Source organism: Aeromonas sp. S5(2024), from assembly GCF_041403025.1.
In the GTDB taxonomy this organism is placed as follows: Bacteria; Pseudomonadota; Gammaproteobacteria; order Enterobacterales; family Aeromonadaceae; genus Aeromonas; species Aeromonas hydrophila.
The window spans coordinates 190,342-210,833 of sequence record NZ_JBGLRI010000003.1 but is presented as its reverse complement, the minus strand read 5'-3'; the positions used below and the strand labels follow the sequence as shown (position 1 = coordinate 210,833).

Below are 20,492 nucleotides of genomic sequence, written 5' to 3'. Positions count from 1 at the left end.
GCCAAACATGGGTGGCCAGCCGGGATCCTGTGCTCATCGGGATCCCCTGGCCACCCGGCTTCATCAGCGCACCAGCAACACCTGCTTGGCCCAGGCGCCGGGCGCCCGCATGCCGACGGCGCCGCTGGTGATATCCAGATAGGCGACCCCCTTGCTGGCCGGTACCGGGGTGGAGGACCAGAGGTAGACGTAGCCGTCGTTCACCTCTTTTCCTTCGCCGGCCATGGCGCGGGGGAAGATGGTTTCGTTGAGCGCCGGCTTGTAGCAGGCGGACTCCAGCACGCTGGCCAGCTCCTTGATGGTGGGCAGGCGCCAGCCGCCGTGGCCGCCGAAGTTGTAGAGGGCATGGCTCGGCTCGGTGCGGATCCGCTCGGCGGTCAGCAGGGCCTGTTGCCAGTAAAGCCGGGTCGGCTCGCCTTGGCAGCTCTGGTTGCGCCAGGTCTGGCCGAGCTGGCAGCGCATCCAGGTCAGGCCGGTGGAGCGATCCGTGACGGTGCCGTTGCCGCGGTCGATGAAGCGGGCGGTGGGGCTGGTTCTGGGCATGTTGTCATCACAGATGGCGGTGGCCAGGGCGAGGGGGCTGCCAAGGGTCAGCAGCAGAGTCAACATCAAGCGGTTCATCGGGTTACCTCCGCCACCAGTCGCAGTTGCAGACCGTTGGCATCATCGCTGTTTTGAACTGTGGTGGCGTAGTCGGTGCCGGCATCATCACCAAGGAAAATGTGGGCAATGGCGCTGATGGGGGCGCTCTCCAGCCGGCGCGAGGGGGTCAGGGTCTGGCTCCAGTAGTAGCCGCTGAAATCCTTGCTGGTGGTGCCGACATCGGGGAAGTAGCGCACGTCCATGCTCACCGGCTGGCCGTCCTGGCGGGCGAGGGAGCCATAGTGCTGCAGGCTCATCAGCTCGCGCGAGTGGGGCATGCGCCAGCTGGTAATGCCGCACAGCTGCTGGGCGTTGAGCCACTGGCGGTACTGCTCAGTAGTGCAGATGGCCTCGCCATCCGGGCAGGCGTAGTCACGTTCCTCCTGGGTGGGGTGATAGTCACCAAGCTCCCAGGCGAAGGTGCGGTGCAGATCGCGCGGGCTGGCGGGATCATCGAGCTTCTTCTCCCAGACCAGGCCGGTATTGAGATCCTCCACGCATTCCCAGACGGGGGCGTCATCCGGCAGGGGCTGGCCCTTGCCATCCAGCTTGCGATAGCGCAGCGGCGCCTTGTTGAGGCTGGCTTCCTGCCCCGGGTGATCGGCGGGCTCCTGGGTGAGCAGGTAGTCGACCCCGTCCGTGTAGGTGGTGACGCCGCTGCCGGTGATCAGTGGATGGGAGTGCTGTTGCAGCAGCCGGGCGCGGACGTCTGCTTGCTGGCTGGCCAGCTCGCCGTGCAGGGCAAAGTGGCTGGCCAGCTCGGGCAGCAGGCTGCCGATGGCCGGCCACACCAGCATATGCAGGGTGGCGGTCGAGAAGCCCTCCGCCTTCAGATCGGTCTCGACGACCGCCTGCAGTAGCTGGCCCAGCGCCAGGTTGAAGTCGCTCAGCTGCGACAGGGCGGCCAGCTCCTGTACGGGTTGCAGCGGCGCCAGTGCACTCAGCAGCTGGTCGAGGGCTTGCCTCGGGGGCTGCCCCTCGGCGATGCGGTATTGCAGCAGGGTGGTGAGCGGGCTGGGGGTGAGGTGCTGGCCATCGAGCCGGGCGGCGGGGTGCAGCAGCACGGGGGCGGCCGGGTTGCTTGGCAAGAACAGCAAGGTACTGGTCAACAGCGCCGGGGCGCTGCCGCTCAACCGGTGAGTACCGGCCGTGCCGCTGACACTGGGCTCCCCCGCATCACAAGATGCATTCTGGTTGAGGTTGACGCACAGGGTGCCTGCTTCGGGCAGGGTCACGGTCAGGCTGTAGCCGGGGGCCGCCAGCGGCACCTCGTCCGAGCCGCCACCGCCACAGGCGGTGAGCAGGGGGGCCAGCAGGCAGGCCAGGCGGGAGTAATGTGGTGTCATCTCTTGTCCTTGGGCAAGGGGGCCTTGGCCCCCTCTTCTTATATATGGATGGGGTGGATTCAGGTGCGCTGGCGCAGGCGGCGCCAGAGTGCCAGCGGCAGCAACCAGAGCAGGTTGGCTGCCCCGCCGCCGCTGCCGTCGTCCACCTGGAAGTGGATGATGCCGTCATCGGGCGGGGTGACCGGCTTGCTGCACTGGGCGCCGGTGCGCTGGCTGATGCTCCAGCCGTTGATGCGGCCCCGATTGCCGGACTTACTGTCCACTATCTCCAGGGTCCAGCGGCCGGCCAGCGGCTCCCCTTCCAGCGCGCTGAAGGGCTGCAGGGGCAGCAGCTCGGTAGGGAACACCCCCTTGAGGCGCGGCAATGGGCTGTAGCCCTTGTTCCAGATCTGGATGCGGGTGCCGGAGGGGGAGTTGAGCCAGATCTCCAGCTCATCGAGCGCCGGGTGTTGCAGATCCAGGTTCAGCTGCAGCCGATCGCTCACCCTGGCCTCACTGCTCTCAATCAGCAGGCTGGTTTCACTGAGGCCGCGCACTTCGTCGCTCATGGCATCGCTCAAGGTCATCGGCTGGCCGCTGGCACGGCTGACGATGGGGGCGCCGATGGGCAGGGTCAGCGACTGCTGCCACTGGCGCTCGGTCGGGCTGGTGCCGCTCATGGCGAGGCTGACCGGCAGCGCCACCTCGTCGCCACAGGCGAGCGGGCTCTGGGCCAGCAGGCGCAGGGTGGTGGTCATGCTGGCACCCGCCGCGAGGGTCGCCGGTTGCCAGCTGTAAGGGTCGGCCTGCAACCCGGTTGGCAGGGTGAGGGCCAGCTCATTGAGGGTGACCGGCGCCTTGCCCTGGTTGGTGAGGGTCAGCTGCACCGACTGGCGCTGCCCCAGCTCGATGACGCTGCCATCACTGAGGCCCACATTGACCGGTGCCTGCAACAGGCCGTGCTGGCGAAACGCCTGCTCCAGCAGCCTGGCATAGGGGCGCGCCGGGTAGAGCCGGGCGGCGGTATCCACCGTGATGCGGGCCAGTTGCGGCATGCGGATGGCCGGGCCGAGACCGAAGTGGGACTCGATGATCAGGCGATCAAACTCGTCCCGCGCCCCTTCGCCCTGCTCGGCGACCGCGGCCAGCAGCGCCTGGAACAGCGGGGTGCCCCACAGCTGGTCGCCATTGCTGCCGTTGATGGTGCGGTGGGCCGGGTAGTTGTAATCCGGGTGGTAGCGGGCGCGCAGATCGTCCAGCTGACGCGGGGTGCGGTCGGTGAAGCGGGCATCCCAGTTGAACACCATGGCGGGTTCGAACTGGCGGCCGGCCTCGCTGCGCTGGCGGTGGCTGGCGGCCAGGTAGTCGCTGAAGCCTTCGCCGATGGCGCCCCAGTCCGCCTCATCCCCCAGATCCGGCACTATGTGATGCTGCACCGCGTGACCGAACTCGTGCCAGATCACCATGGGATCCTCGGCATCGGGCACGCCGCTGCGACCCAGTTCCAGCCTGCGCTCGAACGGATCGTAGAGGGAGTTGTCCTGATAGCCGGCCTCGGTGTCGATGTCGAGCGCCCCCGGGATGAGGTCGCTAAAGCCGAGGTGCTTGAGGTGGCGCTGGGCCAGATCCAGGTGGTAGTAGGCGTTGATGTCGGCAAAGCCACGATCATCGCGGGTGAGGCGAAACGCCTGCGGGCTGTCGGCGCTGAAGGGAGCTGTGTCCGGCTCCATGGCATCCACCACCCTGGCGTGGGGGCCGCTCAGCAGATAGCGTCCACCCGCCAGGGTGACCGGCAACGGCACCTTGTCCTGATAGGCGGCGTCCGCCAGTTGCAGGGCTTCGTGCCAGACCAGGCTGGCGTCGCGCAGCTGGGTACGGGGATCCGGATCGAATACACGAGCCTCCAGTTGGGTATCGCCGGCGTCGGCGACGCGGCTGGCCTGAGTGGTGGCCGCATCCATCCAGCGACCCAGCTCGCGGCTGCCGTCACAGCTGGCGAACAGCTGCACATAGCTGGCCTTGGCGTTGCCCGCCTGATGCTCGCGCACCCGCTGGCGCAGGGCCGGCACCAGGGTGTCACCGTCGCGCCAGTACCAGGCTTCGACCGGACCAAGGGTGTCGATGTCGCTGCCGCCATCGCGCAGCTGCTCCAGCAAGGGATCCAGAGTGCCGGCGGCGTCGCAGCCGGGTTCGCTGCTCTGCAGCGGCCGGCTGTTGTGATAGATGCGCCAGGGCTTGCCTGTTTGATCGACGCTGACGGCGGCCTGGATGGTGGCCACCGGCAGGCCGTTGACCAGCTGGCGGAAGCTGTAGTGATGGCCGAGCAGACTGGCCCGCTCGTAGTCGGGGGCCAGGCTCACACCCAGGCGCTGTTCGAGCCACTGCTTGGGTGTGGTGGTCAGCGGTTGTTCATCGACAAACTGCAGCTCGGCCGCCAGCAGCGGCTGGGAGAGCAGGGTTGCCGCCAGCCAGAGGGCCAGGGAAGAGGGTTTCATGGTTTACTCCAACATAAAAATGAGAAAAGGGATCACCGGCGGGCGCCCGCCAGGGTGAGCAGGAAGGCGTACTCGCGGGCCGCCTGCTGGCGCGCGTTGCCCGGGCTGGTGCGGTGGCCGCCGTCGAGGGCCGTGCTGAGCAGATAGGGGCCCGCCCCCGTGCTGTGTTCCCGCAGGCGGGCCACCCACTTGAGCGGCTCCCAGTAGGGCACCTGACTGTCGTGCAGCCCGGCCGTCACATAGACGGGGGGATAGGGGGCCGCATGCAGGTTGTCGTAAGGGCTCAGGCGGCGCATGGCGGCGTAATCGGCGGCAATGGCCGGGTTGCCCCACTCGGCGTACTCCTGGCGGGTGAGCGGCAGTTCTGGATCGCTCATGGTGCCGATGAGATCGACGAAAGGCACCTGCAGCACGGCCCCGGCGAAGCGGGTCGGCGCCTGGTTGAGGGCCGCCGCCACCAGCAGGCCGCCGGCGCTGCCGCCCATGGCGAACAGCCGGGCGGGGTCGATGGCGGGATCCCGGGCCAGCGCCTCGGCCACGGCCAGGAAGTCGTCCACGCTGTGCTGCTTGTGGCGGCCGCGCCCCGCCAGATACCAGTCGTCCCCCAGCATGCCGCCGCCGCGCACGTGGGCGATGGCGTAGACGAAGCCGCGATCCAGCAGGCTCAGCACCTGCGGCTGGTAGTAGGGGCGCATGGGGGTGCCATAGGCGCCATAGCCGTACAGCAGCAGCGCCTTGGGAGTGTGGATGTCCTTGCGCCATACCAGGGAGACCGGCACCTTGACACCATCCTTGCCCACTACCCAGCGGCGCTCGCTCCGGTAGGGGGAGGGGAGGGCGGCCCGGGAATCCGGCAACCAGCGGCCGCTGGCGAGATCGAGCTGGCGCTGGTGCGGCGGCTCGGCCATGCCCTGGCGGCGGATCAGGATCTGCCCGCTGGCGGGGTCGTGGGCGCCCTGGATCCAGGCCGTGCCGGCCCCCTCGGTCAGCAGCAGGCGATGGCTGAGCCGGCCGCGGCCATCCAGCACATCGAGCCAGTCATCCCCGTGATGGCGATACTGCAGCACCGTGTAGTCGGCAAACAGGCGCCACTTCTCGAGACTCCTCTCTTCGCCAGACCAGAGCGGCTGCCACTCGCCCTTGGCCACCTGGCTCAGGTCGGCTACCTGATAGAGGCCGAGGGCACCGTCCCGGTTGCTCTTGAGCAGCACCTGCTCCCCCTGGGTATCCAGATAGTATTCAAGGCCGGCCTGACGAGCCTTGAGCAGAGCCGGTGTGCCCGCGTCCAGCAGGTACTGCTCGGCGCTGTCGTGGTTGTTGCTCTGCAGCAGCAGGTGGCGCCGATCCGTGGTGCGATAGAGGCTCAGCAGCCAGGCAGGGTCCGCCTCCTGATGGATCTGCTGCTCCTTGCCATCGCGCCAGGCCCACAGCTGCCAGGGGCGCAGGGTGCGGGGTTCGTTGGCGATGGTGTAGAGGGTCTTGCCATCCAGGCTCCAGAGCAGATCGCTGGCCCTGTGGGTCAGGGTGGCCAGGGGCTTGCCGTCGACCAGGTCGAGCAGGGTGATGCGGTAATCCCGATCGCCCTGCAGATCTTCGGCCAGGGCCAGCCAGCGCCCGTTTGGGTGCAAGGCCCAGCTGGCGAGCTCGTAGTAGCCGCTGGCCGGCTGGCGGGCTGTCAGCCGTTGGCGGGGCTCAGCCTGCTCGCCGTCTCGCTGCCACAGGCTGCCGTCGGCTTCCATCCGCCACTGGCTGCCTGCCTCGCTCAGCCACTCTTGCGGCATGGACTCGCCGCGTGCTTGCGCCTGCCACTCGGCCTGCAGAGCCTGCTCCAGCGGCCGCTGCGCGGCGAGCTGCTGCTCGGTCCAGCGGTTCTGCTCGCCCAGCAGGGCCAGCAGAGCGCGATCCTGGCGGCTGTCGTCGCGCCAGCCGCCATAGGGGTCGAGCCGGGCCCGCTTCCCCGGCATCGGCAGCGGGCGGTGAGGAATAAGCGGGGCCACGAGCGGCGCCGAGGTGGCGACGGCCTGGCTTTGGGTATCGACAGGTGCAAGGGCGACAGGCTGGGCGGGCGCCGGATTGACCAGCAGGCTGGCCAGCATCAGGAGTGCGTGCATCAGAGCCCCACGAAGGTGTAGCGCAGGCTGGCGCTCAGGGAGCGGCCCGTCTGGGTGTAGAGGCCCGCATCCGTGCCCGCTTCCAGCCCGGCGACGTCCTGATAGCGGGTGTAACGGGTGTCGAGCAGGTTGTCGAGCTTGAGGTTGGCCTTGAGGGCGTCGGTGATCTGCCAGTCGGCGGTCAGGGCGAAGCTGAGCCAGCCTGCGGTTTTCAGGCACTCGCCCTGCTGCTGGGTCAGGCTGTTGCCACAGCTGGGCACCCGGCTCATGGCGGCGGCGTAGTCGGCCTGCAGCCCCAGGCTCCAGTTGTTGGCCTGATAGCTGAGGCGGGTGTTGCCCTCGAGCGGCGTGAGGTTGCGCGGCGATTCGCCCTGGCTGGTCTTGCCATCGACCCAACCCAGCTTGGTGGCCAGCTCCCACTGCTGGGTCAGCCAGTAGCTGGCAGCGATCTCGGCGCCCCAGGTTTCGGACTTGGCGACGTTGCGGTATTGACGGAGCATGACCCCGTCGCTCAGGCGAAAGCCCACTTGACGCCAGTCGACGAAGTTGTAGTAGCGGTTGTAAAAGAGGGCCGGCTTGATGCTCCACTCATCCCCTTCGCCGCTCACCCCCCACTCGAAGCTGTGGCTGGTCTCCTCCTTGAGGTTCGGGTTGGCGATGATCTCGAACGGCGGCAGGGCAAAGTAGTGGGGGATGTTGCCGTACACCTTGTCGTAGGAGGGAGCGCTGAAACCGTTGGCGTAGCTCAGCCAGCTGCGCCACTGCTCGTTGAAGCGGTAGCTGGTGGCCAGGCTCGGCGAGATATGCCAGCTGTGGTTGCTCTCGCCCCGGCCATCCTGCGGGCTCAGCCACTGCTGATCCATGCGCAGGGTAGGGGTGAACTGCCACTGGCCCAGGGTCGCCACGTCTCCTAGCCAGATACCGGCCCGATCGGTGCGGGCGCTGCTGAAGGGGGCGGACTGGGTGGGCTGGGGAATGCCGGCTTCCAGCATCAGCTTCTCCACCGGTCGCTCGTGCCGGGTGCGCGCCAGCTCGATGCCGTAGCTCAGCTTGTGCTCGATGGGGCCGGTGACCAGATCGCGGCGGATATCCAGCTCGCTGCCGATCAGCTGTTCGGTGAAGGTGGCCAGCTCCCGCTCGCTGCGATAGCGGGGGTAGCCGCTCAGCTCGTCATTTTGCAGCAGGCTGCGCTTGTTGGCGGTGTTCTTGGCGTAGTTGCCGTGCAGGTTCCAGGTAAAGCGGTCGGCCAGCGGGTGGCCGAGATCCTGCGCCTCCCAGCTCAGTTTGCCGCCCTGGGAGCGCTGGGTGCCGTTCTCGCGATACTGGCGCACCTGCCACTTGCCATCGGGCTGGGGAATTTCGCGCGGCCCCTGATCCCGCTTGGCGTTGTCTTCGAAGTAGTCGAGCTCGAGGCGCAGCAGATGCTGCTCATTGAGGGTCAGGCTGGAGCTGGTGGAGGCGCTGAGGCCATCGAGATCCGCCGGGATGCGGCTCTGATCGTAGTTGGCGGTCTCGTGCCCCTGCCAGCCGGAGAGACGCAGCAGGTGGGCGCTCTCGCCCCAGCGGGCGGCGCCGGTGGCGCTCAGTTTCTGCTTGTCGCTGCTGCCGTCGTGCAGCACCTTGCTGCTGAGGTAGGCATCCTGCCCCTGCAGGTAATCTTCCGGCTGCTTGGTGGTGATGACCACGGTGCCGCCGATGGCGTCCGAGCCGTGCAGGGCGGAGCCCGCCCCCTTGGCCACCTCGATCTGCTTGACGTCATCGAGATCGAAGCTGAAACGGCCCACCTTGTCGTTGAGATCGTCGGCGCCGAAGCCGTCGCTGACCCGGACCCCGTCCTTGATGATCAGCACCCGGTTGCCACCGATGCCGCGGATGCTGATGTTTTGCGGCCGGCCCGCCGAGCCGGTCACCGAGACGCCGGGTTCGTTCTTGAACACGTCGGTGAGCTCGGTGGCGATCTGGCGCTCCAGATCCTCTTCGGTGATGACGGTGATGGAGCCCGAGATGTCGGACAGTTTCTGTTCGACCCGCTGACCCTTGACGACAATGGTCTCGCGTGCCTTGGGCGGGGTGGTGCCGGAGGTGTCTATGCCGGCGGGATCGCCGGCGGCCAGCGCTGTACCGGACAGCAGCATGGGCCAGTAGTGAAGCAGTGTTTTCATGTTGAGAATAATTATTATTTGAGCCTGAAGGCCGCGGATTATTGCAGAGAGGTCCAGTCAGATCAACGATTGATAATCATTATCATTTTGTTTTTATGATCCTGATCAGACTGCATTTTTTGATGAAGGCATCAGTAGCGACGCGGGCCAACGTTTGCGCCCGCAGGGCACTGGGCGGGCAGACCGGGGATGAAACGGGGGAGGGGGGCAAGGTGTTGGCTGAGGGCTGGGCAGCTGATGCCAAGGTGATATCGGCAATAAAAAACCCGCTGCAGGAGCGGGTTTTCAAGGGGCACGAGGCAGTTATCAGGGGGCGCGATAGAAGCGGTTCAGCTCGTTCATCACCTGGATCATGACGCCCATGTCGGGGGTGCCGTGCTTGATGGGACGGTAGCTGTTTCGCTCCAGCAGCTCGAAGTCACCCTGCTTGTTGAAGTGGGTGATGGTGTTGCCCTGATAGATGGCAAAGTCGCGCTGATCCCCCGCCAGCAGCCAGTTGCGCGGGCTGGTGTCGAACAGGTTGCGGCCGATGCTGTAGTCCCGTGGCGCATTGCGCACCCCCAGCATGCTCTGCATCAGGGTCGGTACCAGATCCAGATGGCTGCTCACCGGGCTCGTCGGCAGGGTATCGTTGCCCGGCCAGGCCAGCACGAACGGCACCTGCACCTGATAGGGCGAGTAGTTGGTGCCATAGCCCCAGCTGTTGTTCTGGGTCTCGTTGAACTCCTGACCGTGGTTGGCGGTGACCACGACGATGGTTTGCTCGCCAAGCCCCTGCTGTTGCAGCTGGGCCAGCATCTGTTCCAGCAACTGGTCGGTATAGAAGACCGCATTCTTGTAGCGGTTCTCCAGCTTCACCAGATTCTCGGCCTGATAGGCGGTGGCCGGGTTGAACTTGGTGAGCTCCGGCTGGAAGGGCCCCTTCACGTTGGCCGGCAGCTGGTAGTCACCCGGGCTCGACAGATAGACCAGCGAGAACCAGGGCCGGTCCGGCGAGCGCTTGGCGAGCCACTGCTGCCAGTCGCCGATGAGCTGGGTGTCGTCGGTCTGCTCGGAGACGAACACCTGCTTGCGCAGGCCGGAGAGAATGCTCTGGCGGTACTTCTGGGCATCTTCCAGTGCGCCAAACAGGCCGAACTGGTAGTCCTGGCGCAGCATCTCGTCGAACAGTACCGGCGGCGTTTTGTCGTTACGAATGTCGTCGTAGTAGTGACCCGGCAGGCCGTAGAACAGGCTGAACATCCCCATCACATCATCGTTGCCGCCGCTCATGTGGTTGGCAAAGTTGAGGTGCTGATCCGCATAACGCTGCAGATTGGGCATGTTGATGTTGTTGAGCATGTCGGCCCGCAGGGAGTCGACCACCACGATCAGCAGGTTCTTGTGGGTCAGCGGGGCGTTGACACTGAGCGGGCGTAGCGGGTAGCGCAAGCGGCTCGCATTGTCACCATCCTGTGATTCGGCCTTCTTCTCGTACTGATCCAGATCCAGCCAGCCGTGCTTGGCGAGGAAGCTCTTGGCGGTCATCGGGTAGGAGAGCGGGAAGTTGGCGCGCTGCATGGTGATGGGCTGATACAGGGTGGCATCGGCCCAGCTGTTGACCACGTGGGTCAGGATGAAGCAGACCAGCAGGGCCAGCCCCACCTGATTGCCGTACTGACGGCGCTTGCGCTTGTTGATCTTGCGCCAGACATAGGCCGACAGCAGCAGCTGCACCAGGAAGATGGTGGGCACCGCCACAAAGATGATGCTCCAGATCGAGCCCTCCTCGGTCTGGGCCTGATCCAGCAGCAACTGCCACACCTGGCCGTTGAGGTGGAACTTGAACAGCTGGAACACCTGAGTGTCGATGAGCAGCAGCACCAGCGCCAGGGTGGCGATGATGGCCGAGATGAAGCGCAGCGGCTTCTCTTTGGGCAGCACGAAACTCAGGGGGAAGATCGTCAACAGATAGGTGACAAAGCTCAGAAACGAGAAGTGACCGATCCAGCTGATGATGAGATAGGTCACGCCGAGCGTGGTCGACGGCCAGCTGATCGCCCCCAGGTAGCGGGTGGCAATCAGCATGGCCAGAATGATGTTGAAGAAGGAGAACCAATGCCCCCAGGTGATCAGGCGAGAAACATTATCACGATAGGGGTTGCCGGTTTCGACCATAGTGATCCATCTGCTTGAAAAACATCAAAGAATGCGAAGAGACTCAGTGAGCATCGTGGCGATGATCCACCGAGGCGGTGAGCGCCTGGATGTATTTTTCGGTGATCGCCTGACGCTGGGCCGGGGCCATGCCATTGATGATATTGGTGGTCAGGTTGCCGAGCACCATCAGACTCAGATCCACCGGCGCCTTGTGCTTCTCCAGGGCGGTGATCAGGTCGTTCATCAGGGCGTCAAACTGCTCGTTATTGTACTTTGATACGATGGGCATAATCTTGGGTTCATCTCGGTTCAAAGCGCCTTATAATACTTCACCCTTTCGGCTAACACTATGGCTTTGTGACATGAGTCTCGATATCGACAAGATCATTCTTCACTCCCTGCGCCAGGGCGGCGATGGTCAACCTCACGCCGACACCCGCAGCCAGCTTCTGCCTGCCGATGAGGCGGTACAGGGGCTGATGGCGGAGCTGCATCGCATTTACAACGGCAAGGGGGGCAAGGGCTTCGGCTTCTTTGCCGACCCCGAGGCCGCCGTCGCCGAGCTGGCGGAGGGGGAGAGCGCCCCCAAACAGCCTTCTCCGCTCTTTCGCATCGCCCTCGAACGGCTGCTCGGCGAACAGACCGACTTTGTCCCCTTCTCGGTCGAGATGACCCAGCTGCTGGTCAAGCAGCTGGTGGAGCACGCCCTCGACGAGCAGGGGGTGCTGCTGTTTGCCAAATACAACTACGTGGGGGTGGATTATCTGATGATCGCCCTGCTGGAGGGCAAGGAGAGCGTCACCGTCAGCGAGGCGCTGGAGCTGCGTCACATCCAGTATCTGGATATCGGCAAATTGAACCTGGTGGCCCGCATCGATCTGACCGAATGGAAAACCCAGCCGGATTCGCGCCGTTATATCACCTTCAGCAAGGGCCGGGTCGGTCGCAAGCTGGGTGATTTCTTCATGGATCTGCTGGGTGCCCGCGAGGGGATGGATGCCAAGATCCAGAATAAGGGGCTGCTGCAGGCGGTGGACGATTATTGCGACAGCCGCCAGCTCGAGCCGGCCGAGCGCAACGACTACAAGAAACAGGTCTTCAAATATTGCACCGAGCAGGCCAGCGCCGGTGAAGAGATCGAGATCAAGGAGCTGTCGGCGGAATTGCCGGGCGATGGCGACCTCGATTTTTACAGCTTCATCGGTCAGGAGTATGAGCTGGAAGATCGCTTCCCGGCCGACCGTTCGACCCTGCGCGGCCTGACCAAGTTCGTCGGCTCCGGTGGCGGCCTGACTTTGAGCTTCGAGCAGAAGCTGCTCAACAGCCGTATCTTCTACGATCCCCAGACCGATACCCTGACCATCAAGGGGGTCCCGCCCAACCTCAAGGATCAGCTGCTGCGCCAGTCGTAATGTGATCTGCTTTCCAGTTTTGGCAAAAAGACACCGCACTTCGCTGCGGTGTCTTTTTATTTAACGGGGTAGGCAGCAGCGAAACCAACTCGGTGCTTTGTTAACAAATTAAACAGAATAATCCCCGTGAAAGGGTTTTCAGTGAGGTGAAAACCCTTTCATTCATGTTTTTTTATTTCTCTTTGGTAATTGAATTTCTTAATTTGGCGATAAATATGCCAATAAATGGCGATAACCCCCTGAAATAAGAAAATGTTTTCAGAACTTTCTGGAAGAAAATACGTAATTGCGTTTCAAAAATGCGAGTTGCGTCATGTGAGGCGGTAACGGCTTGGGATAATATTCATCTCGCACACAATGCTCTTACAGCGCGGAACTAATACAAGGAAAGGCTCATGAAAAAGAAATTGCTGTCATCCCTGATCGGTCTGGCTACTCTGGGCGTGGCTTGCTCTGCCACTGCCGCCATTGACGAAGGTCAACTGACCATCTGGATTAACGGTGACAAGGGATACAATGGTCTGGCCGAAGTAGGTAAGAAGTTTGAAGCCGAAACCGGCATCAAGGTGACGGTTGCGCACCCTGATCAGGTGGAAGTGAAATTCCAGCAAGCCGCTGCCACCGGCAACGGTCCGGACATCTTCTTCTGGGCTCACGACCGTTACGGTGAGTGGGTCAAGGCCGGTCTGCTGGTCCCCGTGACCCCGAATGCAGCCACCAAAGCCAAGTTTGAACAGTTCGCCTGGGATGCCATGACCGTCGATGGCAAGACCTACGGCTACCCGGTTGCCGTGGAAGCGGTCAGCCTGATTTACAACAAGGATCTGCTGCCGGAGCCGCCGAAGACCTTCGAAGAGATCGCCAAGATTGACGAGACCCTGAAGAAGAACGGCAAGCGCGCCATCATGTGGGCCTATGACACCCCCTATTTCAGCTACCCGCTGGTGGCTGCCAACGGTGGTTATGCCTTCAAGAAAACCGCTACCGGTTATGACGTGAAAGACACCGGCGTGGCCAACGCGGGTGCCAAGGCCGGTGTTGGCTACATCTCCGAGATGATCAAGTCCGGTCACCTGGAAAAAGGCATCGACTACGGTGTGATGGACGCCAAGTTCAACAAGGGCGAAGTGGCCATGATGATCAACGGTCCCTGGGCCTGGAGCAACCTGGACAAGAGCGGCATCAAGTACGGCGTAGCGCCGCTGCCGACCCTGAAGGGTAAACCGGCCAAGGCCTTCGTCGGCGTACTGGGTGCCACCATCAACGCCGCCAGCCCGAACAAGGATCTGGCCATCGAGTTCCTGGAAAACTACCTGCTGACCGACGCCGGTCTGGCACCGGTCAACGCCGACAAGCCGCTGGGCGCCGTGGCGCTGAAGTCCTTCCAGAAGACCCTGGAATCCGATCCGCACATCAAGGCAACCATGCAAAACGCCCAGAATGGCGAGCCGATGCCGTCCGTGCCTGAGATGAGCCGTTTCTGGTCCTCCTTCGAAACTGCCCTCAAGAACGTAACCTCCGGCCGTCAGAGCGTTGACGAAGCCCTGGATACCGCTGCCAAGCGTATCGTTCAGTAAGCACGCACTACCCGGGAGGCCGCAACGGCCTCCCACTCTCTCAAATCTCTCTTGGCGTTATAAAGGTTAATTGGCATGGAAGTAGTACCTTCTATTGAATCCTATGCCGGTCCGAAGGATAAGCACACCTGGCTTAAGTGGACCATTGCTGCTCTGGTAGCCATCCTCAACGGTTATGCAGCCGTGATGATGTACGCCAGCGGTGAGTGGGTATTCGCTCTGCTGGATCTGGTGGTGGTCTCCGTCGGTCTGTATGTCTTCATGAACAAGAAGACCTATGCCCACCGCTATATCTTCCCCGGTGTGGCCGGCATGGTTGTTTTTATCATCTTCCCTCTTGCCTACACGATCGGCATCGCCTTCACCAACTATTCGGGCTCCAACCTGCTCTCCATCGAGCAGGCGCGAGATTACCATCTGAAAAAAACCTACAAGGTGGCGGGCGGTGAATTCGATTTCACCCTCTTGGGTGGTGAGAACAATCAGTTTCAGCTGCTGCTGAAACAGGACGACCAATCCTTTATCAGTCAACCCGTTACCCTGATGAGCAACAAGGCCCGTGAACTGGCTGTCCGCGAGGGCAGAGTTCATGAACCGGTGCAGGTTGTTCAGCTGCAACACCTGGAAGGGGAGGCCGTGGACAAGGTGGCACCCATTCGGGCCATCGTCGACCATCGCACCCACCTGAGCGCACTCGATCTGGTGCTGCCGGATGGCGGAACCCACCTGACCCTGAGCAGCCTGCGCAAGTTCGCCGCCCAGAAGCAGCAGTACACCCGTCTGCTGGATGGTGCCGTGCTCAAGTCCGGGGTGGTGATCAAAGACAGCAACCTGCTGCGTGACAACCAGAGCGGCGAGCTGATGCTGCCCAACGGCGACACCGGCTTCTATCAATACATCGACGAGCAGGGTCAGTTTGTCGGCAAGAGCGTGGCGCCAGGCTTCGTGGTGAGCGTGGGCTGGAAGAACTTCGCCCGCATCGTCACCGATCCGGGTATCCAGGCACCGTTCCTGCAGATCTTCGTCTGGACCGTGATCTTCTCCGCCTGTTCGGTGGGCTTCACCCTGGCCATCGGCATGGTGCTGGCCTGTCTGGTGCAGTGGGAGTCCCTCAAGGGGCGCGGCTTCTACCGGGTCATGCTGATCCTGCCCTATGCCATCCCGGCGTTCATCTCCATCCTGGTGTTCAAGGGCCTGTTCAACCAGAACTTCGGTGAGATCAACCTGTTCCTGGAAGCGGCGTTCGGCATCAAGCCGGACTGGTATACCAACCCCTTCCTGGCCAAGGTGATGATCCTCATCGTCAATACCTGGCTTGGCTACCCCTACATGATGATCCTCTGCATGGGCCTGCTCAAAGCCATTCCGGAAGATCTCTATGAAGCGTCTGCCATGGACGGTGCCGGTCCGGTGCAGAACTTCTTCAAGATCACAGTGCCGCTCTTGATGAAGCCGCTGACACCGCTGTTGATTGCCTCGTTCGCGTTCAACTTCAACAACTTCGTGCTCATCCAGTTGTTGACCAACGGCGCGCCGGACATCATAGGCGCCAGCACCCCGGCCGGTACCACCGACTTGCTGGTGAGCTACACCTACCGGATCGCGTTCCAGGGCTCGGGTGGTCAGGACTACGGTCTGGCCAGTGCCATCGCCACCGCCATCTTCCTCATCGTGGGTGCGCTGGCCTTGCTCAACCTGAAATTGTCCAAAGCCGACAAGCAACTGTAAGGAGGCTTCAACATGGCAATCGTACAACCCAAATCAGTCAAATACCGGGTGTGGGCAACCCACCTGGTGATGTGGGGCTTCCTGGCACTGATCATCTTCCCGCTGATCATGGTCATCGCCATCTCGTTTAGAAACGGCAACTTCGCGGTAGGGGAGATCATCCCCTCCAACCCGACCCTGGATCACTGGAAGCTGGCGCTGGGCATGTCCATCACCAACGCCGATGGCAGCATCACGCCGCCGCCGTTCCCGGTGCTGACCTGGTTGTGGAACTCCATCAAGATCGCGGGCATCACCGCCCTGATGATCGTGGTGCTCTCCACCACCTGTGCCTACGCCTTCGCCCGCCTGCGTTTTCGTGGCAAGTCCACCATCCTGCAGGGCATGCTGATTTTCCAGATGTTCCCGGCGGTGCTGGCACTGGTGGCCATCTATGCGCTCTTCAACAAGATTGGTGACTACATCCCCTGGCTTGGCCTCAACACCCACGGCGGCCTGATCCTGGCCTACATGGGCGGCATCGCCCTGCACGTCTGGACCATCAAGGGCTACTTCGAGACCATCGACTCCTCCCTGGAGGAGGCGGCGGCCATCGACGGTGCCACCCCGTGGCAGGCATTCCGCCTGATCCTGCTGCCGCTGTCGGTGCCCATCCTGGCGGTGGTGTTCATCCTGGCCTTCATCGGTTCCATTACCGAGGTGCCCATGGCCTCCATCCTGCTGCAGGATGTGAACAATCTGACCCTGGCGGTCGGAGCCCAGCAGTACCTCTATCCGCAGAACTACCTGTGGGGCGACTTTGCCGCAGCCGCCGTGCTGTCCGGCTTCCCCATCACGGTTGTCTTCCTGCTCGCACAGCGCTGGCTGGTTGGCGGTCTCACTGCCGGCGGCGTGAAAGGTTAAGGTTCATGGCCGGGGGAGCCGACTCCCCCCGCCATCACGATTTGCAAAGATTCAAGAGCGGAGCTCGACATGGCTGAAGTAGTACTCAACAACGTTCGCAAAAATTACGACCCGGCTGTTCACAAGGACACCCTGCGCAATATCAACCTGGCCATCAAGGAAGGGGAGTTCATCGTCTTCGTCGGTCCGTCCGGTTGCGGCAAGTCCACCCTGCTGCGGATGATCGCGGGTTTGGAAGACATCACCAGCGGCGAGCTGACCATCGGCGGTCGTTACATGAACGACGTGCCGCCGGTAGAGCGCAACGTGGGCATGGTGTTCCAGTCCTACGCCCTCTATCCGCACATGAACATCTACGAGAACATGGCCTTTGGCCTCAAGCTCAAGAAGATGGACAAGGAGAACATCCACAAGCGGGTGATGCGCGCCGCCGAGATCCTGGGTCTCGAGCCGCTGCTGGACCGCAAGCCCAAGGCACTCTCCGGCGGTCAGCGCCAGCGGGTCGCCATCGGTCGCTCCATCGTCCAGCAGCCACAGGTGTTCCTGTTCGACGAACCCCTCTCCAACCTGGATGCCGCCCTGCGGGTCAAGATGCGCATCGAGATTGCCAAGCTGCACAAGGAGCTCAACTCCACCATCATCTACGTGACCCACGACCAGGTGGAGGCCATGACGCTGGCCAACCGCATCGTGGTGCTGAGCCCGCTCAAGGGCGAGGCGACCACCAACCTGGAGCAGTTCGGCACCCCGCTCGAGCTCTACCACAACCCGGACAACAAGTTCGTGGCCGGCTTCATCGGCTCTCCCAAGATGAACTTCCTGGCCGGCGAGCTGGTGGAGATTGGCGAGCAGGAGTGCGTGGTCAAGCTGACCACCGGCGATACCGTGCGTGCCCGGGTCGATGCCCGCAGCGGCGCGGTCGGCGACAAGGTGGAGCTGGGCATTCGTCCCGAGCACCTGGTGCCGCTGGATCACCCCCATGCCGACAGCAAGGTGAGCGGGGTGGTGCAGGTGGCTGAACACCTGGGGGCCGAATCCTTCGTCTACATGGACGTGGCAGGGCACGACTTCACCGTCAAGGCCAGCTCCGACGTGGACGTGGCCACCGGTCAGCAGTACAGCGTCGGCATTCCGGCCGAAGCCTGCTACCTGTTCGATGCCAAGGAGCAAGCCTTCCCGCGCACGGCCAAATACATCCGCACCTGATCAGGGGCGGCTGCCGAGGTTTTCCTTTCTTTAGATTCAATGCCTTTTTGCCGGTCGCAAGACCGGCTTTTTATTGCCTGCCGTTTGGCGAGAACGGCAGGCAAGGTGGCAGGGCTCAGCCCTCGAGTGCGGCGGTAATGTCGGGCACGAAGTGCTGGTTGGCCAGCGGCGGGCGCTCATACCCCTCGGTGTTGATGGGGGGCAGGGTGATGGGCTCGTAGTGGATCGCCTCATAGGGCACCTTGCCCAGCAGGTGGGAGATGCAGTTGAGGCGGGCGCGGCGCTTGTCGTCCGCCTCCACCACGAACCAGGGACAATCCTCGGTGTCGGTGTAGGTGAACATGTCGTCCTTGGCGCGGGAGTACTCCACCCAGCGCGAGCGGGACTGCAGGTCCATCGGGCTGAACTTCCAGCGCTTGATGGGGGTGTTGATCCGCTCCTTGAACCGTTTCTCCTGCTCCTCGTCGCTGACCGAGAACCAGTATTTGATCACCGTGATGCCAGAGCGGATCAGCATCCGCTCGAACTCGGGGCAGGCCCGCAGAAACTCGCGATACTCGTTGTCGCTGCAAAAGCCCATCACCCGCTCGACCCCGGCCCGGTTGTACCAGGAGCGGTCGAACAGCACCATCTCGCCGGCGGCGGGCAGGTGCGCCACATAGCGCTGAAAGTACCACTGGGAGCGCTCGCGATCCGAGGGGGCGGGCAGCGCCGTGACCCGGCAGACCCGGGGATTGAGAGGCTCGGTGATCGCCTTGATGACGCCCCCCTTGCCGGCGGCGTCGCGGCCCTCGAACAGCACCACCACTTTCAGCCCCTCCTGCTTGACCCACTCCTGCAGCTTGACCAGCTCCTCCTGCAGATGGGCCAGGTGGTGCTCGTAGGTTTTCTTGTCCAGGCGCGGGCGTTTCTTGCTCTTGTCCTTCGGCATGTTCTTCTCCTTATTGACACTTTTCCAGATTGCACCAGGCAGGCGTCACTGCCAAGAGGGTCGTGCTACACTGCCGCCCCGTCAATAGTCGGCACCAGAAACAGGAGAAAACATGAAGCAATTTATGGAGATCGCGGGCCGCCAAATGGCCTATCTGGACGAGGGGCAGGGCCCAGTACTGTTGTTTGGTCACAGCTACCTGTGGGACAGCGCCATGTGGGCGCCGCAAGTCGAGGCCCTCAAGGGGCAGTATCGCTGCATCGTGCCCGAGCTGTGGGGCCACGGCGATTCCGACGCGCTGCCCGAGGGGGCCTGCACCCTGGCGACCCTGGCATGCGATCATCTGGCGCTGCTCGATGCGCTCGGCATCGATGAGTTCGTGCTGGTGGGTCTCTCCATCGGCGGCATGTGGGGCGTCGAGCTGGCACGCATGGCTCCCGCGCGCCTCAAGGGCCTGGTGCTGATGGACAGCTTCGTTGGTCTCGAGCCGCAGATCACCTGCGAGCGCTACCTAGGCATGCTGGCGATGATCGAGCAGCTTGGCACCATCCCGGCCCCCATCGTCGAGCAGGTGGCGCCGCTGTTCTTTGCCGACCAGCCGGATGCCGACCTGATGAGCGGTTTCAAGGCGCGTCTCGCCGCCTGGCCGGCCGACAAGGTAGCCGCCATGGTGGCGGTGGGCCGCAGCTTCGTGACCCGCGAGGATCGCATCGAGTGGCTGGAAGCGATCCGTGTGCCTGCGCTGGTGATGACCGGCAGTCAGGACAAGGCGCGGCCGGTGCTGGAGGGCTATCTGATGGCCGAGGTACTGGGCTGCCCGTTCAGGGAGATCCCAGCGGCTGGCCATATCGCCTCGCTGGAGAACCCCGCCTTCGTCAATGAGCAGCTCGGCGCGTTTCTGGCTGCGCTGTAAGCCTGAATTGGCAGCCTGAGTAGGCTGCACTATCAGCCTGACGATGGTCGTGAAAAAGGGAGCCGAGGGCTCCCTTTTGTTTGTTCGTATCTCACGGCGAATCACAGTTACCAGATATAGCCGAGGGCAAATCCTGCATAGAGTTCGCCATCGCGCTGGACGATGGGACTGTTTTTAATATCCCGATCATACAATTCGTAGTTCATGGCAAACATGCCAATCCAGTTGGGGCTGAAGCGATAGCTGGTGATGAGCGCCGCCATGGGGGAGAGGGTTGACCCCGTATCCCAGGCCGGGCGCTGGACGGTGGCCTCGCTTTCGGAGATGCCGCCGAAGTAGTAGTTGGCCATCTTGTCGCTGCGCAGCATCAGCCCCATCCCCGGCATGATCAGCAGGTTGTCGCGCTGGATGGGGAAGTCGGCCCACAGCAGTAGCTCCTGGCCCTTGCTGCGGCCGGTGATGTCGCTGTTGGCCCGCACGGTCAGCAGGGCGTAGGGAGTGATGAGGTTGCCACCGATCCCGCCTTCCAGCTGCCATTTACGCTGTACCATGCCGGTGAAGGCGGGCGAATCCTCGGGATCCAGATTGCCAAAACGCACCCGGCCATAGCCATACAGGGCGACATGTTCATCCTTGTGGAAGTAGTAACGCGCCCGATCGCCGAGAAACATGAACTGCTTGCCGAAGTAGATAACGCCCGGGATGGCGTAGGTGGCATTATCCTGCGCCTCATAGCGGGCTTGTCCCCCGATGAGCGCCGCACCGGCGACAAAGCCTTGTGGCACCGGGCTGGTGGGACTGTCGCTGGTGAGCAGATCCATGGCGCCAAGGTCGATATCGGCGCGGGCGGGCATGGCGGCAGCGAGCAGCAGGGCCGTCAGCCCTGCTGCTCTGATTTGACGCAAAAAGGTCATGGACACTCCGTTGTCACGATTGCATGGGAAGTTG

15 protein-coding genes are annotated in these 20,492 nt (G+C 63.0%); 6 read left to right on the top strand and 9 right to left on the bottom strand.

The window, feature by feature from the left end; translation table 11 throughout:
* Positions 1-63: 63 nt before the first annotated feature.
* From ACB032_RS07535 to ACB032_RS07505, 7 genes are all read right to left on the bottom strand, one after another.
* Positions 64-621: a DUF1566 domain-containing protein gene (locus ACB032_RS07535; RefSeq protein ID WP_029301308.1), complete on the bottom strand. Its 558-nt coding sequence runs from the start codon at positions 619-621 to the stop codon at positions 64-66.
* Positions 618-1,988, bottom strand: a complete 1,371-nt coding sequence (locus ACB032_RS07530; RefSeq protein WP_371137662.1) for a DUF1566 domain-containing protein — start codon at positions 1,986-1,988, stop codon at positions 618-620. The genes ACB032_RS07535 and ACB032_RS07530 overlap by 4 nt, the downstream gene beginning before the upstream one ends.
* Positions 1,989-2,047: 59 nt before the next feature.
* On the bottom strand, positions 2,048-4,462 hold the full coding sequence (locus tag ACB032_RS07525) for a proprotein convertase P-domain-containing protein (protein ID WP_371137661.1): 2,415 nt from the start codon (positions 4,460-4,462) through the stop codon (positions 2,048-2,050).
* 32 nt (positions 4,463-4,494) lie between these two features.
* Positions 4,495-6,573, bottom strand: a complete 2,079-nt coding sequence (locus tag ACB032_RS07520; protein ID WP_371137660.1) for a prolyl oligopeptidase family serine peptidase — start codon at positions 6,571-6,573, stop codon at positions 4,495-4,497.
* The gene (locus tag ACB032_RS07515) at positions 6,573-8,735 is read right to left on the bottom strand and encodes a TonB-dependent hemoglobin/transferrin/lactoferrin family receptor (RefSeq protein ID WP_324003333.1); all 2,163 of its coding nucleotides are present in this window, start codon (positions 8,733-8,735) and stop codon (positions 6,573-6,575) included. The genes ACB032_RS07520 and ACB032_RS07515 overlap by 1 nt, the downstream gene beginning before the upstream one ends.
* Positions 8,736-9,041: 306 nt before the next feature.
* Positions 9,042-10,892: a DUF3413 domain-containing protein gene (locus ACB032_RS07510; RefSeq protein WP_016350314.1), complete on the bottom strand. Its 1,851-nt coding sequence runs from the start codon at positions 10,890-10,892 to the stop codon at positions 9,042-9,044.
* Positions 10,893-10,935: 43 nt separating this feature from the next.
* Positions 10,936-11,163 carry a DUF1414 domain-containing protein gene (locus ACB032_RS07505; protein WP_011705556.1) on the bottom strand — a complete coding sequence of 76 codons (228 nt, stop codon included), beginning with the start codon at positions 11,161-11,163 and terminating at the stop codon, positions 10,936-10,938.
* A 73-nt stretch (positions 11,164-11,236) separates the two neighbouring features.
* Between ACB032_RS07505 and yejK the strand changes: the two genes are divergently transcribed.
* The 5 genes from yejK (at position 11,237) to ACB032_RS07480 (ending at position 17,700) form a co-directional block, all read left to right on the top strand.
* Positions 11,237-12,286, top strand: coding sequence for a nucleoid-associated protein YejK (yejK, locus tag ACB032_RS07500; RefSeq protein ID WP_043121934.1), 1,050 nt, complete (start codon positions 11,237-11,239; stop codon positions 12,284-12,286).
* 395 nt (positions 12,287-12,681) lie between these two features.
* Positions 12,682-13,863, top strand: coding sequence for a maltose/maltodextrin ABC transporter substrate-binding protein MalE (malE, locus tag ACB032_RS07495; RefSeq protein ID WP_011705558.1), 1,182 nt, complete (start codon positions 12,682-12,684; stop codon positions 13,861-13,863).
* A 75-nt stretch (positions 13,864-13,938) separates the two neighbouring features.
* On the top strand, positions 13,939-15,591 hold the full coding sequence (gene malF / locus ACB032_RS07490) for a maltose ABC transporter permease MalF (protein WP_102989026.1): 1,653 nt from the start codon (positions 13,939-13,941) through the stop codon (positions 15,589-15,591).
* Between the two features lie 12 nt (positions 15,592-15,603).
* Positions 15,604-16,494 (top strand): maltose ABC transporter permease MalG, encoded by an 891-nt coding sequence (gene malG, locus ACB032_RS07485; protein ID WP_005299600.1) that lies wholly within the window; start codon positions 15,604-15,606, stop codon positions 16,492-16,494.
* A gap of 69 nt (positions 16,495-16,563) precedes the next feature.
* Positions 16,564-17,700, top strand: coding sequence for an ABC transporter ATP-binding protein (locus ACB032_RS07480; RefSeq protein ID WP_011705560.1), 1,137 nt, complete (start codon positions 16,564-16,566; stop codon positions 17,698-17,700).
* A 115-nt stretch (positions 17,701-17,815) separates the two neighbouring features.
* Here the strand turns inward: ACB032_RS07480 and ppk2 are convergent, their stop codons facing one another.
* Complete coding sequence (gene ppk2 / locus ACB032_RS07475) at positions 17,816-18,631, bottom strand: polyphosphate kinase 2 (RefSeq protein ID WP_045526273.1); 816 nt, start codon at positions 18,629-18,631, stop codon at positions 17,816-17,818.
* A gap of 112 nt (positions 18,632-18,743) precedes the next feature.
* Here ppk2 and ACB032_RS07470 point away from each other — a divergent pair, with 112 nt between their 5' ends.
* Complete coding sequence (locus ACB032_RS07470; RefSeq protein WP_371137659.1) at positions 18,744-19,544, top strand: alpha/beta fold hydrolase; 801 nt, start codon at positions 18,744-18,746, stop codon at positions 19,542-19,544.
* A gap of 107 nt (positions 19,545-19,651) precedes the next feature.
* Here ACB032_RS07470 and ACB032_RS07465 read toward each other — a convergent pair whose 3' ends face one another.
* Complete coding sequence (locus ACB032_RS07465) at positions 19,652-20,458, bottom strand: MipA/OmpV family protein (RefSeq protein ID WP_371137658.1); 807 nt, start codon at positions 20,456-20,458, stop codon at positions 19,652-19,654.
* Positions 20,459-20,492: the final 34 nt, after the last annotated feature.

Excerpts from the sequence above, each read along its gene's own strand:
- ACB032_RS07535 (WP_029301308.1), bottom strand. The coding sequence starts at position 621 with ATGAACCGCTTGATGTTGACTCTGCTGCTGACCCTTGGCAGCCCCCTC.
- ACB032_RS07530 (WP_371137662.1), bottom strand. The coding sequence starts at position 1,988 with ATGACACCACATTACTCCCGCCTGGCCTGCCTGCTGGCCCCCCTGCTC.
- ACB032_RS07525 (WP_371137661.1), bottom strand. The coding sequence starts at position 4,462 with ATGAAACCCTCTTCCCTGGCCCTCTGGCTGGCGGCAACCCTGCTCTCC.
- ACB032_RS07520 (WP_371137660.1), bottom strand. The coding sequence starts at position 6,573 with ATGCACGCACTCCTGATGCTGGCCAGCCTGCTGGTCAATCCGGCGCCC.
- ACB032_RS07515 (WP_324003333.1), bottom strand. The coding sequence starts at position 8,735 with ATGAAAACACTGCTTCACTACTGGCCCATGCTGCTGTCCGGTACAGCG.
- ACB032_RS07510 (WP_016350314.1), bottom strand. The coding sequence starts at position 10,892 with ATGGTCGAAACCGGCAACCCCTATCGTGATAATGTTTCTCGCCTGATC.
- ACB032_RS07505 (WP_011705556.1), bottom strand. The coding sequence starts at position 11,163 with ATGCCCATCGTATCAAAGTACAATAACGAGCAGTTTGACGCCCTGATG.
- yejK (WP_043121934.1), top strand. The coding sequence starts at position 11,237 with ATGAGTCTCGATATCGACAAGATCATTCTTCACTCCCTGCGCCAGGGC.
- malE (WP_011705558.1), top strand. The coding sequence starts at position 12,682 with ATGAAAAAGAAATTGCTGTCATCCCTGATCGGTCTGGCTACTCTGGGC.
- malF (WP_102989026.1), top strand. The coding sequence starts at position 13,939 with ATGGAAGTAGTACCTTCTATTGAATCCTATGCCGGTCCGAAGGATAAG.
- malG (WP_005299600.1), top strand. The coding sequence starts at position 15,604 with ATGGCAATCGTACAACCCAAATCAGTCAAATACCGGGTGTGGGCAACC.
- ACB032_RS07480 (WP_011705560.1), top strand. The coding sequence starts at position 16,564 with ATGGCTGAAGTAGTACTCAACAACGTTCGCAAAAATTACGACCCGGCT.
- ppk2 (WP_045526273.1), bottom strand. The coding sequence starts at position 18,631 with ATGCCGAAGGACAAGAGCAAGAAACGCCCGCGCCTGGACAAGAAAACC.
- ACB032_RS07470 (WP_371137659.1), top strand. The coding sequence starts at position 18,744 with ATGAAGCAATTTATGGAGATCGCGGGCCGCCAAATGGCCTATCTGGAC.
- ACB032_RS07465 (WP_371137658.1), bottom strand. The coding sequence starts at position 20,458 with ATGACCTTTTTGCGTCAAATCAGAGCAGCAGGGCTGACGGCCCTGCTG.